At 75.7% G+C, this 14,305-nt stretch carries 21 protein-coding genes and 1 pseudogene; 15 read left to right on the top strand and 7 right to left on the bottom strand.

Features of this window, described 5'->3' with window-relative positions; genetic code table 11:
* Positions 1 to 212: 212 nt before the first annotated feature.
* Positions 213 to 443, bottom strand: a complete 231-nt coding sequence (locus ACI782_RS25555; protein ID WP_456912922.1) for a hypothetical protein — start codon at positions 441 to 443, stop codon at positions 213 to 215.
* A gap of 135 nt (positions 444 to 578) precedes the next feature.
* Entirely contained in the window at positions 579 to 1,547 is a 969-nt protein-coding gene (locus ACI782_RS25550; protein WP_456912921.1) for a GlxA family transcriptional regulator, read from the bottom strand.
* Positions 1,548 to 1,630: 83 nt separating this feature from the next.
* Between ACI782_RS25550 and ACI782_RS25545 the strand changes: the two genes are divergently transcribed.
* From ACI782_RS25545 to ACI782_RS25515, 7 genes and pseudogenes are all read left to right on the top strand, one after another.
* Positions 1,631 to 3,025 carry an alpha/beta fold hydrolase gene (locus ACI782_RS25545; RefSeq protein WP_456912920.1) on the top strand — a complete coding sequence of 465 codons (1,395 nt, stop codon included), beginning with the start codon at positions 1,631 to 1,633 and terminating at the stop codon, positions 3,023 to 3,025.
* 32 nt (positions 3,026 to 3,057) lie between these two features.
* Positions 3,058 to 3,243 (top strand): annotated as a pseudogene (locus ACI782_RS25540) (hypothetical protein); the annotation flags it as partial.
* A gap of 79 nt (positions 3,244 to 3,322) precedes the next feature.
* The gene (locus tag ACI782_RS25535) at positions 3,323 to 3,451 is read left to right on the top strand and encodes a hypothetical protein (protein ID WP_456912919.1); all 129 of its coding nucleotides are present in this window, start codon (positions 3,323 to 3,325) and stop codon (positions 3,449 to 3,451) included.
* Between the two features lie 171 nt (positions 3,452 to 3,622).
* Positions 3,623 to 4,009 (top strand): ArsR/SmtB family transcription factor, encoded by a 387-nt coding sequence (locus tag ACI782_RS25530; RefSeq protein ID WP_456912918.1) that lies wholly within the window; start codon positions 3,623 to 3,625, stop codon positions 4,007 to 4,009.
* The gene (locus ACI782_RS25525) at positions 4,006 to 4,725 is read left to right on the top strand and encodes a cation transporter (protein WP_456912923.1); all 720 of its coding nucleotides are present in this window, start codon (positions 4,006 to 4,008) and stop codon (positions 4,723 to 4,725) included. Before ACI782_RS25530 ends, ACI782_RS25525 begins: the two co-directional genes overlap by 4 nt.
* On the top strand, positions 4,722 to 5,063 hold the full coding sequence (locus ACI782_RS25520) for a DUF3703 domain-containing protein (RefSeq protein ID WP_456912917.1): 342 nt from the start codon (positions 4,722 to 4,724) through the stop codon (positions 5,061 to 5,063). The genes ACI782_RS25525 and ACI782_RS25520 overlap by 4 nt, the downstream gene beginning before the upstream one ends.
* Before the next feature lie 27 nt (positions 5,064 to 5,090).
* The gene (locus tag ACI782_RS25515; RefSeq protein ID WP_456912916.1) at positions 5,091 to 5,663 is read left to right on the top strand and encodes a copper resistance CopC family protein; all 573 of its coding nucleotides are present in this window, start codon (positions 5,091 to 5,093) and stop codon (positions 5,661 to 5,663) included.
* Positions 5,664 to 5,756: 93 nt separating this feature from the next.
* Here the strand turns inward: ACI782_RS25515 and ACI782_RS25510 are convergent, their stop codons facing one another.
* Entirely contained in the window at positions 5,757 to 6,245 is a 489-nt protein-coding gene (locus tag ACI782_RS25510) for a response regulator (RefSeq protein ID WP_456912915.1), read from the bottom strand.
* Positions 6,246 to 6,520: 275 nt separating this feature from the next.
* Between ACI782_RS25510 and ACI782_RS25505 the strand changes: the two genes are divergently transcribed.
* A complete protein-coding gene (locus ACI782_RS25505; protein WP_456912914.1) occupies positions 6,521 to 7,102 on the top strand; it encodes a hypothetical protein in 582 nt (193 codons plus the stop codon).
* Positions 7,084 to 7,305 (top strand): response regulator transcription factor, encoded by a 222-nt coding sequence (locus ACI782_RS25500; RefSeq protein ID WP_456912913.1) that lies wholly within the window; start codon positions 7,084 to 7,086, stop codon positions 7,303 to 7,305. Before ACI782_RS25505 ends, ACI782_RS25500 begins: the two co-directional genes overlap by 19 nt.
* Before the next feature lie 28 nt (positions 7,306 to 7,333).
* On the opposite strand, the gene ACI782_RS25495 is transcribed toward ACI782_RS25500, so the two are convergent.
* On the bottom strand, positions 7,334 to 7,474 hold the full coding sequence (locus ACI782_RS25495) for a hypothetical protein (RefSeq protein ID WP_456912912.1): 141 nt from the start codon (positions 7,472 to 7,474) through the stop codon (positions 7,334 to 7,336).
* A 460-nt stretch (positions 7,475 to 7,934) separates the two neighbouring features.
* On the opposite strand from ACI782_RS25495, the gene ACI782_RS25490 reads away from it, so the two are divergent.
* Both ACI782_RS25490 and ACI782_RS25485 read left to right on the top strand, forming a co-directional pair.
* A complete protein-coding gene (locus ACI782_RS25490) occupies positions 7,935 to 8,207 on the top strand; it encodes a YciI family protein (RefSeq protein ID WP_456912911.1) in 273 nt (90 codons plus the stop codon).
* 95 nt (positions 8,208 to 8,302) lie between these two features.
* Positions 8,303 to 8,704 carry a hypothetical protein gene (locus ACI782_RS25485; RefSeq protein WP_456912910.1) on the top strand — a complete coding sequence of 134 codons (402 nt, stop codon included), beginning with the start codon at positions 8,303 to 8,305 and terminating at the stop codon, positions 8,702 to 8,704.
* A 24-nt stretch (positions 8,705 to 8,728) separates the two neighbouring features.
* Here the strand turns inward: ACI782_RS25485 and ACI782_RS25480 are convergent, their stop codons facing one another.
* Positions 8,729 to 8,932, bottom strand: coding sequence for a hypothetical protein (locus ACI782_RS25480; protein ID WP_456912909.1), 204 nt, complete (start codon positions 8,930 to 8,932; stop codon positions 8,729 to 8,731).
* 250 nt (positions 8,933 to 9,182) lie between these two features.
* On the opposite strand from ACI782_RS25480, the gene ACI782_RS25475 reads away from it, so the two are divergent.
* Positions 9,183 to 9,386 (top strand): cold-shock protein, encoded by a 204-nt coding sequence (locus ACI782_RS25475; RefSeq protein ID WP_012948038.1) that lies wholly within the window; start codon positions 9,183 to 9,185, stop codon positions 9,384 to 9,386.
* Positions 9,387 to 9,451: 65 nt separating this feature from the next.
* Here the strand turns inward: ACI782_RS25475 and ACI782_RS25470 are convergent, their stop codons facing one another.
* Together ACI782_RS25470 and ACI782_RS25465 are read right to left on the bottom strand one after the other, a co-directional pair.
* Positions 9,452 to 9,913, bottom strand: a complete 462-nt coding sequence (locus ACI782_RS25470) for a hypothetical protein (RefSeq protein WP_456912908.1) — start codon at positions 9,911 to 9,913, stop codon at positions 9,452 to 9,454.
* Positions 9,914 to 10,053: 140 nt separating this feature from the next.
* The gene (locus tag ACI782_RS25465; protein WP_456912907.1) at positions 10,054 to 10,704 is read right to left on the bottom strand and encodes a hypothetical protein; all 651 of its coding nucleotides are present in this window, start codon (positions 10,702 to 10,704) and stop codon (positions 10,054 to 10,056) included.
* 272 nt (positions 10,705 to 10,976) lie between these two features.
* Here ACI782_RS25465 and ACI782_RS25460 point away from each other — a divergent pair, with 272 nt between their 5' ends.
* The 3 genes from ACI782_RS25460 to msrB all read left to right on the top strand — a co-directional run bounded on the left by ACI782_RS25460 (position 10,977) and on the right by msrB (position 14,198).
* Complete coding sequence (locus ACI782_RS25460; RefSeq protein WP_456912906.1) at positions 10,977 to 13,019, top strand: histidine kinase; 2,043 nt, start codon at positions 10,977 to 10,979, stop codon at positions 13,017 to 13,019.
* Between the two features lie 67 nt (positions 13,020 to 13,086).
* A complete protein-coding gene (locus ACI782_RS25455; protein ID WP_456912905.1) occupies positions 13,087 to 13,749 on the top strand; it encodes a response regulator in 663 nt (220 codons plus the stop codon).
* Between the two features lie 32 nt (positions 13,750 to 13,781).
* Positions 13,782 to 14,198, top strand: coding sequence for a peptide-methionine (R)-S-oxide reductase MsrB (gene msrB / locus ACI782_RS25450; protein WP_456912904.1), 417 nt, complete (start codon positions 13,782 to 13,784; stop codon positions 14,196 to 14,198).
* Positions 14,199 to 14,305: the final 107 nt, after the last annotated feature.

Below are 14,305 nucleotides of genomic sequence, written 5' to 3'. Positions count from 1 at the left end.
GGGCCCCCCCGGCCGGGGGGGGGGCGGGGGGGGGGGGGTGGTTGGGGGGGGGGCGGCCCGGGGGTGGGGGGGGGGGCCCCCGGGGGGGGGGCCGGGGCCCCCCCCCCCGCCCGGTGGCCCGGCTCGTCGGGACGACGGGCCCTCGCGAGCCGTGCCTCGGGGGAGGCGGGAGCGTGAGGACTGCTCCGACCGCGGCCGAGGCGCTGCCTCGGTCAGCGTGGTGGCATCGCGGCCTTTCCGTCTGCGTCGCCTGCCGAAGAGTCCTTGCGCGCCGTCGAGTTCGGCACCGAGCCACCGGCGGTCAGGCGGTAGGCCTCCGCGAGGTCACGCAGGAGTTGGGCCTTCTCCGGCGCCCGCAGCGCGGCCTTCATGTTCGTCTCGGCTTGGTCCCGGATCGCAGTGAAGAGCGCTTCCTGAGCTCCTCGCTTCGCCTCACTCGCCACGTACGCCTCCCTCACTCGTGCGTCGACTCGACGCCGACGCCGCCGCGGAGCCGTACCCAGCCGTCCCTTTTTTGAGACTCCCGCCGGCGTTCGACCGGCGCGAGGGCCGGTCGACGTCCTCGGTGTCGTCGGAGCTCACTGCCCGGCGAGGTGGCCGAAGTGCCGCCGGTGGTCTCCCGGGGTGGTGTCCAGCCGACGACGGAACGCACGGTTCATCGTCTCGGGAGCCCGGAACCCGCAGAGGCGAGCGATGTGGTCGACGGCGTGGCTGGTGGTCTCGAGCAGCTGGCAGGCCGCCTCGAGCCGCAACCGCTCCACGTGCTCGCTCGGCGTCGCCTCGACCTCGGCCTTGAACACCCGGCTGAACTGCCGTTCGGAGAGGTGCACGCGGCGGGCCAGGGCGGGCACCGAGAGGTCTGCGGTGAGGTGGTCGGGCAGCCACGCCAGCAGTTCCCGCACCGGTTCGCTCTCCGCTGCCTGCGCGGCCAGCACCGTGGAGAACTGCGCCTGCCCGCCGGAGCGCCGCAGGTAGACCACCAGGTGCCGGGCGACCGTCGCCGCCGCCCGCGCGCCGTGGTCGTCGGCGACGAGGGCCAGCGCCAGGTCGATGCCCGCCGTCACGCCGGCGGAGGTCCAGACGTCGCCGTCGCGCACGTAGATCGCATCGCCGTCGACCGACACCTCCGGGTGCGCGGTCGCGAGCAGCTGGCACTCCGCCCAGTGCGTGGTGGCCCGCCGCCCGTCCAGCAGCCCGGCCGCCGCGAGGACGAAGGCCCCGGAGCAGACCGAGGTGACCCGTCGGGCGCCGGCCGCCAGCCGACGGACGTGGGCCAGCAGGTCCTCGTCCGCGCATGCCTCCTCCATGTCCCGGCCGCCGGCGACCACCAGCGTGTCCACCGGCTCCGCGACGTCGGCGAGCGCAGTGGTGCTGAACGACAGCCCCGAGCTGGCCAGCACCGGACCGCCCGACGTGCTCGCCACCCGCGTGCGGTACTCCGCCGCGGACAGCAGGCGGGTGGCGCTGGAGAAGACCTCCAGCGGGCCGGTCACGTCGAGGACCTGCGCCGACGGGAACGTGACGACCGCGACGTCGAGGGCAGCCACCTCCGCACTGTACGGCTCGGCATGTCCGGGATCGTCAATCCTGCGTCCTGGCGCCGTGGAGGTGCCTCGCTCATCGTCGTCTCGTGTCCACGACAGCTGCCTCGCCCACGACGACGGGACCCTCCGACCGCCGGACCGCCCCGGGAGGCAGCCGCCGGGCGTCGGCTCGCCGACTGGCCTGGGTGGTGGCCGGCTCGGTCGTGATCGGCCTGTTCACTTCCGTGGCGCTTCCTGTCGGCGTCCTCGGCGGTGCGCCCGAGCACGTGCTCACCGGCTCAGGACTGCTCGGCCTCGCGCTGGGGTGGGCCGCGCTCGCCGTCGGGGCGTCGACGCTGACCGACCTGCCGCAGCGCTGGGCAGCGACACCGGCGGCCGCGCTGGGTGCCGTCGGGGCGGCGCTGCCCGTCCTCGCACCCGGCGACGGGGCGCTGACCGTCGCCGGCTGGTTCTGGCCGCCCGTCCTCCTGGCGCTCGCGGCCTGGACCACCGCCCGTGCCGCTCGGTCGATGCGCGCCCGGGTGCCCTTCTGGCTGCTCTCCCCCGCAGTCGTCCTGCTCGTGCTCGCCGGGGTCGGCGGTGCGTCGGCGACCCTGCAGACGGCACTGGCCGGTGACCCCCCGCCCATGCCGGGGCAGCTGTACGACGTCGGGGACCACCGGCTGCACCTGTCCTGCACCGGCGCGGGCGGCCCGACCGTCGTGCTGCTGGGTGGGATGGGCGAGACGTCCGCCGCCTGGGGTCTCGTGCAGCCCGCGGTCGCCGGCACGACACGGGTGTGCGCGTACGACCGGGCGGGGCAGGCGTGGAGCGACAGCGCTCCGGGACCGAAGGACGGCGTCCAGGTGGCGGCCGACCTGCACGTCCTGCTGAGCCGGGCCGGCGAGCGCGGCCCGTACGTGCTCGCCGGGCACTCGGTGGGCGGCACGTACGCGATGGTCTACGCCGCGCAGTACCCCGACGACGTCGCCGGCCTCGTCCTGCTGGACTCGGCGAGCCCTCAGCAGTTCACCGCGCTGCCCGACTTCCCCGGCGCGTACTCGCTCATGCGGAGGACCACGGCACTGCTCCCCACCCTGGGGCGCCTCGGCGCCGGCCCAGTGCTGAGCTCCGGCGCCCCGGCCGACCTCCCGCCCGCGGCTCGGGCGCAGATGCAGGCGTTCGACTGGAGCACGCGGGGGCTGCGCGGCGAGCGGGACGAGGTGGCCGCCTACCCGGCGGTGTTCGAGCAGGCGCAGGCCCTGACGGGGATCGGCAGCACGCCGCTCGTCGTCGTCACCGCCACCGCCGGCGACACCCAACCCGGCTGGCCCGCCGCCCAGGACGCCCTGGCGGAGCTCTCCTCCACCAGCAGCCACCGGCTCGTGCCGGCCACGCACGCGTCGCTGCTCCTCGATGCCTCCGACTCCGCCGCCAGCGTCACCGCCATCACCGACGTGGTACAGGCGGCGAGGACGGCCACGGCGGTGCAGGGCAGCTGAGCGGACTCGGTGAGCACCGATCTCACCCGGCCGTGCCGACGCCGGGCGCACGGCGACGGGCCGTCCCGGTGGAGGTCGAGAACATCCGGCCCGTGACGATCACCCGCTCGCTGCTGCTGTTCGCCCTCGCCGCCCTGGCCGAGATCGGCGGCGCGTGGCTGGTCGGGCAGGGCGTGCGGGAGCACCGCGGCTGGATCTGGATCGGCGCCGGGGTCGTCGCGCTCGGCCTGTACGGGTTCGTCGCCACGCTGCAGCCCGACGCCCACTTCGGCCGCATCCCTGGCCGCCTACGGCGGCGTGTTCGTCGCCGGCTCGTTGGCCTGGGGCATGGTCGTCGACGGGTTCCGGCCCGATCGCTTCGACGTCGTCGGCGCCCTGATCTGCCTCGCCGGCGTCGCGGTGATCATGTACGCGCCGCGGACGTAGCCCCACACCGCGACGCCGCGCCCGCGGCCCCGCTGCAAACAGCGGGCGGCGCCCGATCGGGTCCGGAGGAGGCCCTCGCTCCCCGCCCGCGGTCCGGCTGTGGTAGCGACACATCAACGACTGTTGGGACGTCGGTTCCGGGGCTCCGAGCCGCGACGGGAGAGGAGACCGATGAGCGGCGACTCCTTCGACCTGCTGTGCCTGGACCTGCCGCACGCCGAGCAGGTCCGTGCGCAACTGGCCGGCCACGACCAGGCCCGGACCCTGGCCGACCGGGCGAAGGCGTTGGGAGACCCCTCGCGGCTCCGCATCGCCGCCGCACTGCACCTGGGCGAGGAGCTCTGCGTCTGCGATCTGGCCTGGATCACCGAGCTGTCGCAGAACCTCGTGTCGCACCACGTCCGCGCGCTGCGCCATGCCGGCCTGGCCACCTCCCGGCGCGACGGCAAGCTGGTGATGTACCGGCTGACCGAGGCCGGCGCGCACCTCCTGGTCGCCGTGACCGGTTCGGCCGCCTCCCTGGCCGTGGACGCCACCCGGACCGAGGCGCCGTCGTGACCGCCCTCGGTGCACCGCGAACGGCGCTGGACCGCCGGGCCCGCCTGGCGCGGCGCATCCGGTTCCTGGTCGCCGCGACCATCACCTACAACGCGGTCGAAGCCGTCGTCGCCATCGCGGCCGGCACGCGGGCGTCGTCGTCCGCCCTCATCGGCTTCGGCCTGGACTCGGTCATCGAGGTCTCGTCGGCCCTGGCGGTGGCCTGGCAGTTCGCCGGCCGCGATCCCGCGGCCCGGGAGAAGGTGGCCCTCCGGGTCATCGCCGTCTCCTTCTTCGCGCTCGCCGCCTTCGTCAGCGTCGACGCCGTGCGCTCCCTGCTCGGCCAGGGTGAGGCCGAGCACTCCCCCGTGGGGCTGGTCCTGGCCGCCGTGAGCCTGGTGGTCATGCCGATCCTGTCCCACGCCCAGCGCCGCGCCGGGCGTGAGCTCGGCTCGGCTTCGGCGGTGGCCGACTCCAAGCAGACGCTGCTGTGCACCCACCTCTCCGGCGTCCTCCTCGTCGGCCTGGCGCTCAACAGCCTGTTCGGCTGGTCGTGGGCCGACCCCGTCGCCGCCCTCGTCATCGCCGCGGTCGCCGTGAAGGAGGGCCGCGCGGCCTGGCGAGGAGACGACTGCTGCTCCCCGGCCGAGGCCCTCTTCGCGAGCACCTCGGACACCGACGACCCCTGCGGCTGCACACCCGGCTGCGACTGCTGCACCGGAGGCAGGAACCGATGACTCGTCCGACCCCGGCCGTCCGCGCCCTCTACGAGCAGGAGACGGCCGCCGCCCGCCGCTCCGACGACCCGGCGCTGCGCTGGCACCACCTCGAGCGGGCGCACATCGTGTCCCAGCCGCACGCCTGGCTGCACACCCGCAACCACGTCGCCATGCTGGCCGTGGCCCTGCGCCGGCACGACCGCCGCGAGGCCCTCGGCCAGGTCGTGCGGATCGTCGTGGCCGCACCCGGCTCGTGGACCGGCCGCTTCCCCGACGGCAACACCGGGCGGGTCTCGGCCGGGCTGATGACGCCCCTGCCCCTGCCCGCCGACCTCGCCCCCGCCCTCGGCCGCTGAGGCGGCCGCGAGTTCCAGAGGCGTCCCGTGTCCGGCCTGCTCCTGCGAGCCGTCGCCCTCACCGTGGCCGTCACCTGCATCGCCGTGGTGAGCGCCGGTGGCCGCGCGGCCGCGCACACGGCGCTGCAGGCCTCGGCGCCGGCCGCCGGAGCAGTGCTGGCCCAGGCGCCCGAGGTCGTCCTCCTGACCTTCTCGGAGGCCGTGCACCCGCAGTCGGTCCAGGTGGCGGTGACCGGGCCGGACGGGCGGTCGATCACCTCGGCGCCGGCCACCGTGGACGGGCCGGTCGTGCGCCAGCCGGTGCGCGTGTCAGCCGACGGCCCCCACGTCGTCGCCTACCGGGTGGTGTCCGGCGACGGCCACCCCGTGACCGGACGGCTCGGTTTCGCCTACGACGCGGGGTCGGTGCCCCGCACCGCCGAGTCCTCCCCCACCGGCCCTCCTCGGTCGACGTGGGAGGCTCCTGCAGCCCGGGACGACGACAGGGACGACGACTCGATCCTGTGGTGGTGGGCCATCGCCCTGGGGGTGGCAGCGGTGGGCGTGCAGGTCGCCTTCCTGGTGTTCATCCGCCACCGGGAGAGGCGGAACGACCGATGACCGGCGCCCGAGCGGGCTCGCTGACCGTCGGTGCGCACCGGCGCTGGCCGCACGGCCGTCGTCCGGGCCCCGCGGTCGCCGGGCCCGGTCGTCTCAGCGGAGCCGGGCGGGGCTCTCGGCGACGTAGGGGTCCTCGACGTCCGCGCGCGGAGCGCCGTGACCGCCGGACGCCTCCCGGTCGAGCAGCTCCGCCGCCGGGCGACTCCACACGCTGCCGCCGCCGGCCACCGTCCTGACGTGGGCCGGCAGGTCGGCCGGGTCGTCCTCCTTGAGCAGGTACCCGGCGACGCCGAGGCCCTCGGCCTCCCGGACGGACGCCTCGGTGAGCGCGCCGGTGAGCACGACGACGCGGACGCCTGGATGGGCGGCGAGGACCTCCCGGGTCGCGGCCAGGCCGTCCAGGCCGGGCATGTTCACGTCCATCAGGACAACGTCGGGCTCCGTGCGGGCCACCGCTGCGGCGACCTCGCCCCCGTCCGCGCACCCGGCGACGACCTCGATGTCGGACGTCTCGGCGAACAGGGCGGCGAGTGCGTCGCGGATGAGCCGGTGGTCGTCCGCCACCAGGACCTTGATCGACATCGACGCCCCCCGTGGCTCGCCCCCTGCTGCCACCGGCGCGGTGCGCCAGCCGAGCGGGCCCAGCCTGACCGGTGTCGACGCACCTCCACAGCCCCGTGGACGGGGGTCGCCCGTCCCCCAATCCAGGCGTGTCGGAGGGAGGACACCCCCCTCTGAGGTCGTTGAGCGGTCGGTGAGGCACTGTCACCGTTGTCGACGGTGGGGGGAACGCGTCGAGCCTCTCGTCGCTGCGGTCCGATCCGGTGGTCTCGGCGTGCACCGGGTGAGGAGATGCCGTGCTGCGGGCTGTCGAGGACTTCTACGAGTTCGCCTCGGACGTCGTGACCGGCCTCGAGCACCCGCGCTTTCCTGCTGACGTCGTGCTGTCGAGCCTCCGCGGGCACCTCGACGCCCACTGGGCCGTGCTGCAGCGGACGACGTCGACGACCGGCGCGACGGAGATCGTCGTCTCCGGCATCGGCGACGACGTCATCCCGGTGATGATCGGCGCGACGCAGGCCATGCGTGATCAGCACCCGCTCATGACGGGTCACGTCCGCGGTGACCTCGCGCCCACAACGGCCCAGGAAGCCGCAGGCGGGTGGATCGCCTGGCGGCGGAACCCGGTCAGCGCGTTCCTGGCCGATCTGGGCGGCGGGGAGCAGATGGTGAGCGTGGGGCTGCGTGGCGGGCCGGACGAGGTCTGCGCTCTGGCGTTCACCCGTCCGCGTCGGGACTTCGACGAGCGGGAAGTGGACCTGCTGCGCACCGTCCAGCCGTTCCTGCAGGCGGTGGACCGGCACGTGGCGCGGATGGACCGCTGGGCGGGCGGATGGCCACGCCGGAGCCGCGGGCCGCCGTGCGGACAGCGGGCCTGACCGCCCGGGAGCTGACCGTCCTCGTGCTCCTCGCCGAGGGCTGCACCGCGGTGGCCATGGCGCACCGGCTCGGGTGCTCACCCCGCACGGTGCACAAGCACACGGGCAGCATCTATCGCAAGCTCGAGGTGCACGACCGGCTGGCGGCGGTGCTCGAGGCCCAGCGACGGGGCCTCCTGGCGCGGCCGACCGGCACCCCGTGACGGTCCCGCCGGGGGGGCACGAGGGACGTCAGCTCGACCAGCGCGGTGGCCGTTTGGCGAGGAAGGCGTCGAGCCCCTCCCGGAAGTCCGCCGTCTCCCCCAGCGCGAGGGCCTCCTCCCGCTCGATGGACAGGCCGCGCTCGAAGGGCTCGTCGATGCCCTCGGTCACGCACCGCCGGATCGCCGCCAGTGGAGCATCTCCCGGTTGAACGCGTTCACCGGCGGCCGGTCGTACTCGAGCCACGCCACTCGACCGTCGACGGTGACGCGCAGGAAGTCCCGCACGTGCCTCGCCCCCTCCTGCCTCGATCGACTTGCCGGCGTGCCACGGGCCAGCGTCGCCGCCCGGGCCACCGGCGGGCCAGGGGTCAGTCGCCGCCGGCGCGGTGGCCGCCGACCCCGATCGACACGGCGAGCAGCCCCAGTAGCACCAGGGTCACCGCCGGTGGGCGGAGGCGGCGACCAGGACGCCGGCGAGCCAGCCGGCGGCCAGGAGGGCCGCGGCGGACGCGAGGCACGCGAACCGGCCGTCGAGGTGGCTCTTCACGACGCCGAGCCTGCCGCCCGCCAGGTCGAGGCCGCGCTGAGGAGCGGCCGAGACCGGCCCCGGACCGGCCAGGATGCGGGCCGTGAAGTACGTGATGACCTACCGCGCGGTCGAGGACTTCCTGCCCCTGGCCCAGCAGCACGGCCCCGAGCACGTGGCCCGGCTGCACGAGTTCCGCGACCGCGGCCTGCTGCTCATGGTCGGCACCTTCGACGAGCCGATGAACGGCGACGCGATGGGGGTGTTCACGACCCGCGACGCGGCCGAGGAGTTCATCGCCGGCGACCCATTCGTGCGCCACGGGGTCGTCGCGAGCTGGACGGTGCGGCCGTGGAACGAGGTCCTGCAGCCGTGAGCCCTCACCCGCGAGGGTGACCGGCGGGCGTCCAGGTGACGTCCGGGTACCGGACCTGCCGTTGAGAGGGGTCCGGTCCGGTGGGGAGGTGCGCGGTGCGGTCGTCCTTCGTGGTGTACGGCGTGCTCTACGTCGTCGTCGAGCTCGTCGGCCACCAGCTCGAGGGCATCGGGTGGCCGCGGCTGACCCCGCTGGACGTCGCCACCGCGGTGACCGACGCGTGCCTGACCGTGGCGGTGGGCATCGCCGTCCTGGTCGCGATGGACGTCGGCGGCCGACGCTGGCGGCGCGCCGTGCAGGACCGGCGCGAGGAGCGGTTGCAGGCCGCCGAGCAGTACTGGGCGGAGCAGCCGCCGATCGAGGTCCACTCCTGGCGGGGCGAGCCCCTGGCGCTGCCGGCGGGCCGGGTGGCGTCGCCCGGCGTGCCGAGCCCGGACTACTCCCGGGCGCCGTCGTCCGGCCGCGCGTTCCCCGAGGAGCCCGGCCGTCTGCTGTGAGACGGCGGCGTCGCGGCGCCGCGGTCAGCCGAGCAGGTCGCGCGCCCGGGCCCCGAGGACGTGCGCGGCGACGGCGGCGGCACCGATCGACCCGGCCAGCTCCGCGGCGTCGGTGCCGACCCACGCGGCCGGCTCCAGCCGCTCGGCCAGCTCGGCGTCGAGGTCGGCGTCGGCGAGGTCCTCCACGTCGCGCAGGGCGAAGGGGGCGGTGGGCAGGGCGGCGGTCATGGCGGGTGTCCGTTCCTCGTGGTCGCACGCCGGGTCCGTCCCGGCACGAGGACTCTCCGGGGTACACCGCAAGCTCCAGACCAGGAGACCGCACGAATTCCGCAGGATCGGCGGGACGGCGACTCGCCCGAGCGGGTCCCCGCTCCGCCCGCCGCCCCGTACGCACTGATCGGCGACTATGGTCGTCCCCGTCGGGAAGGCCCTGCGCTATGGCAGGACCCCGATGCACCACCTCAGCTAGGAGCGAGCAATGCCCGAAGGAACTGTCAAGTGGTTCAACGCGGAGAAGGGGTTCGGCTTCGCCACCCCTGACGGTGGCGGACCGGATGTGTTCGTCCACTACTCGGCCATCCAGACCAGCGGGTACCGCTCGCTCGACGAAGGCCAGCGGATCTCGTTCGACATCGAGCAGGGCCAGAAGGGCCCGCAGGCGGCGAACGTCAACCCGCTCTGATCCCCTGATCAGCGCACAGCGCCCCCGTCCGGTTCTCCGGGCGGGGGCGTTGTCGCGTCCGCGGGTCAGCGCGCCCGCGGGACGTAGCCCCCGATCAGCGCCGACATGAGCAGCGCCCCGTCCTCCGGCCCGACGGCGGCCGCGGCGTCGGCGAGGGCCCGCCAACGGCCGCGCTCGACGTCGGTCGGCGCGTTCTCCGCCCGCGCGGCGAGCTGCTCGAGCAGCCGGTCCCACTCCCCCTGCGGCGTCGGCCACAGCCCGGCCAGCCGGCGGGCCTCCGGCGAGATGCCGGTGAACCGCACGATCTCGCCGGCGTAGTTGGTCAGCGCCTCGACGTAGCCCGCCGACACCAGCGCCCGGGCCGCCGCGGCCACCTCGGGCTTGGGCAGTCCGCTCGCCGGCACCACCTGACCGAGGTACGGGTTGCCGCCGTACCGCGGCTCGTCGACCAGCCGGGCGATGGCCCGCAGCACCGGTAGGTCCCGGGTGAACCAGACGTCGGGCAGCGGTTCGTCGAGCGAGGTCACGACCCCAGTCTCCGCCGGACACGGCGGCGCCCCGCCACCCGGGTCACGGGGTGGCGGGGCGCCTGGTGGAGTGCTGGAGGGGCCCCCTTCCAGGGGCCCACTCTGAGCTTGCGAAGGGTGGGGAGGAAGGGGGCCCTTTCTCAGTCGCGGGCGCCGGTGAGCTCCGGCCGCAGGGCGAGGACCAGGCCGAGGGCGGCGTACCCCACCAGCAGGTGGCCGGCGGCGACGTAGGGCGAGAGGGCGGGCAGCGCGCCGGCGATCGGGATGTTCACCGGCGCCCAGCTCTCGGCGCCCAGCGGCCACCAGCGGGCGGCTCCGGTCCACCGGCCGGCGATGGCGATCCGGATGCCGATCAGGAACATGCCGATCATCGAGATCGGCCAGAACGCGTCGAGGGCGAGGAACCAGGCCTCCTCGCGGTACTCGGGCAGGAACGCGTAGAGCAGCGTCGAGACGATCGCCAGGCCCAGGAGCAGGTGCTCGAGGTGCAGGAAGAAGCGCGCGAGCCGCCCCGTGCCGATGGCGCCGGTCCGCAGCTGCACGCTCACCAGCGCCACGAGGCCGAACTGGAACAGCAGCGAGGACAGGTTGTAGGTGGTGCCCTGCCAGCCCGCAGCGGGGTCGAGGCCGAAGGCCAGGATGCCGCCCGCCCAGGCCGACGAGCCGACGGCGACGGCGACGCCGGCCCGGCGGACCGTGCGGGTGGAGGGCGCCGGGCGGGCGGCGGGGGTGGTGGGCCGCTGCGCCGTCGTGTCGGTGCGGGCCGGCGCAGGGGTGGTGCTGAGGGACATCTCGTCTCCCGGATCGTGGTGGCGGTGCCCTGTGCACCGACTGGGAGAACCGTCTCGGGGCGCCGTCCCGGGCAGCCAGGGCGCGCCGCCCTCGATCCGGTCCCGATCGCTGTCCCGGGCGACACGGGACACCTGCCTCGTGACGCGCGGGACGGCGGTCGGCGAGGATCGCCCGCGTGCAGGCAGGAGTCCCGGTCGCCGGGTCGACCCACCCGGCGCCGGAGCCTCCTCCCGCGCCGGCGCGACCCGACCCCGGCGGACCGCGGCGACCGGTGCGCCTCGTCGCCTGGGCCATCGTCGTCCTCACCGTGGCCGCCGCGCTCGCGGCCGCCGTGCTCGACGCCGTCACCCCGGCGGCGGCCCGGGAGGCGGCGGGAGCCACACCCGGCTGGGTCTTCGGGCTGCCCGGGGCGACGCTGGCGGTCCCCGCCGCCCTGCTCCTGCACCGGGCCCCGCGGAACGCCGTCTCCTGGGTGGTGGGCGGCACCGCGCTGCTGTGGGCCGTCGACGGGGTCGCGCAGTCCTGGCTGACCTTCGCCCTGCAGTACGACCCGCCGCTGCCGGGCGGGACCCTGGCGTTCTGGCTCGTCCAGCGGTTCGGCGCCTGGCTGCTGCTCGGCCTGCCCCTGCTGCTCCTGCTCTACCCGGACGGGCGGCTGCCGGGCGGGCGGTGGCGGCCCGTGGCGCTGCTGAGCCTGGCGTCCACCGCGCTGCTCCCGACGCTGCTGCTCGTGGTGCCGTCGGAGATCGCCGACGCCCGGGCCGGGACGGAGACGCCGGCGATCTACCGGTCGCTGGACCTCGACCCGACCAGCCTCCCGCTGCCCGAGGCCGTGGTGCTCCCGCTGCTGCGGTTCGCCTTCCCGGCCGCCGTCCTGGGCGTGCTGGTGCCGGTCGCCGTCGTCGTCACCCGCTACCGGCGCGCCGGCGTCGAGGGCCGCCGGCGGATGCGCTGGCTGCTGTGGGCCGCCGTCACCGACGCGCTGGTGATGGTGGGCACGCTGCTCGCACCCGGCGACATCAGCTCCTTCACCCTCTCCCTGGCCGTCACGCTGACCGGAACGGCGGTCGCCGTCGGCATCCTGCGCCCGCAGGCGGTCGACATCGACCGGCTGCTCGGCGGCACGCTGGTCTACGGCGGGCTCGCGGTCGCCGTAGTCCTGCTCGACCTGGCGGTGATCGCCGCCGCCGGGGCCCTGCTCGGGGACCGGCTCGGCGACCGGGACGCCACCCTGCTGGCCCTGCTCGTGGTCACCGGGCTCTACGTGCCGCTGCGCGCCCAGGCCTGGCGCCTGGTGCGCCGCTGGGTGCTCGGCGAGCGGGAGGACCCGTACCGCGTCGTCTCCGGGCTGGCCGAGCGGCTGGAGCGCACCGACGGCGCCGAGGAGCAGCTCATGGCGGTCGCAGGCGGGATCGCGGAGGCCTTCCGCTCGCCGTACGTGGGGGTCGAGGTCGACCAGCCCGGCGGCCAGCAGCTGCTCGCCGAGTCCGGCCGGCGCCCGGCCGCGGTGCAGTCGCTGCCGATCGCCTACCGCGGCGAGGAGGTCGGCCGGCTGCTCCTCCCGCGGGACGGCGTCCGCGCGCAGCTGGTCACCCGGGACGAGCGGCTGCTCGCCGACGTCGTCCGGCAGGCGGCCGCGGCGGCGCGGGCCAGCGCCCTGGCCGCCGAGCTGCAGGCCAGCCGCGAGCAGCTGGTCGCCGCGCGCGAGGAGGAGCGCCGCCGGCTGCGCCGCGATCTGCACGACGGGCTGGGCCCCTCCCTGGGCGCGGTCGTCCTGCGCATCGACACCGCGCGCAACCTGGCCGCGTCCCGTCCCGAGGACGCCGACCGCGTGCTCCGCCAGGCCCGGGACGACGTCTCCGCAGCGCTGGCCGACGTCCGCCGGCTGGTGCACGACCTGCGCCCGCCCGCCCTCGACGACCTGGGGCTGGCCGGCGCGGTGCGCCAGCAGGCCGAGCGGCTGCTCGCCCCGCGGGTCCCGGTGACCGTCGACGCCGGCGAGCTCGCCGACCTGCCCGCGGCCGTCGAGGTGGCCGCCTACCGGATCGCGTCGGAGGCGCTGGCCAACGTCGCCAAGCACGCCGCGGCGACCCGGGTGCGGGTGTCCCTGGCCTGCGACGGCGACGGCGCGCTGGTGGTGGACGTCGCCGACGACGGCGTCGGCATCGACCCGGCCGCGCCCGCCGGCGTGGGGCTGGTGTCCTTGCGGGAGCGCGCCGCGGAGCTCGGCGGCCGCTGCTCGGTCAGCTGCCCCCCGGAGGGCGGCACGGTGGTGCGGGCGGTCCTGCCCGCGGACGGGAGGGGGTCGGCGTGAGCGGACAGGGCGTGAGCATCGCAGCGAGGAACGAGCGAGCAACGGAGCGGCCCGCGGGAGCGAACAGGTGACGGCGAGCGAGCCGGAGGAACCGCTGCGCATCGCGGTGGTGGACGACCACCCGGTCTACCGCGACGGGCTGGCGGTGCTGCTCGGGTCGGTGCCCGGGCTGACCGTCGTGGGCACCGCCGCCGACGGCGCCGCGGCGGTGGCACTGGCCCGCGAGGAGCAGCCCGACGTGGTGGTGATGGACGTGCAGATGCCCGTCCTGGACGGGATCGAGGCCACCCGGCGGATCACCGCCGAGTCGCCGTCCGTCGGCGTCGTGGTGCTCACCATGAGCGAGGACGACGGCACCGTGTTCGCCGCCGTCCGCGCCGGGGCCCGCGGCTACCTGCTCAAGGGCGCCGACCAGGAGGAGGTGGTCCGCGCGATCACCACGGTCGCCGGTGGCGGCGCGGTGTTCGGCGCGGCCTTGGCCCGCCGGATCGCCGAGTTCTTCGCCGCCGGCCCGAGCGGCCCCGAGACGGCGTTCCCGCAGCTGACCGCCCGCGAGCGGGAGGTGCTCGACCTGGTCGCGGCTGGCCGGTCCAACGCGCAGATCGCCGCCGCGCTGTACCTGTCGCCGAAGACGGTGCGCAACAACGTCTCCAACGTGCTGACCAAGCTGCAGGTGACCGACCGGGCGCAGGCGATCGTGCGGGCGCGGGAGGCCGGGCTGGGCCGCTGACCGGCCCGTTCGCGGGTCGTACCGTGGAGCGCATGACGACGTCCGCGGAGAACCAGCCGAAGGTCACCAAGAGCGACGAAGAGTGGCGGGCGCAGCTGTCCCCGGAGGAGTACTGGGTGCTCCGCCAGGCCGGCACCGAGCGGCCCTGGACCGGTGAGTACGTCGACACCAAGACGCAGGGCGTCTACACGTGCCGGGCGTGCGGTGCGGAGCTGTTCCGCTCGGAGACGAAGTTCGACTCGCACTGCGGGTGGCCGTCGTTCTACGAGCCGACGTCCGCCGACAACGTGGTCCTCCGCGAGGACCGCAGCCACGGGATGGTCCGCACCGAGGTGGTCTGCGGCACCTGCCACAGCCACCTGGGCCACGTGTTCGAGGACGCGCCGCAGACCCCGACCGGCGACCGCTACTGCATCAACTCGGTGAGCATCAAGCTCGTCGAGGCCTGAACCGGCGTGGGGGGGGGGGGGGGGGGGGGGGGGGGGGCGGGCGGGGGGGGGGGGGGGCGGGGGGGGGGGGGGCCGGGGGGCGGGGCCGGGGGGGCGGGGGGGCCGGG

The organism is Geodermatophilus sp. SYSU D00703 (assembly GCF_054050155.1).
The sequence above is the reverse complement of the archived record's forward strand: the minus strand, read 5'-3'. Positions and strand labels throughout refer to the sequence as shown.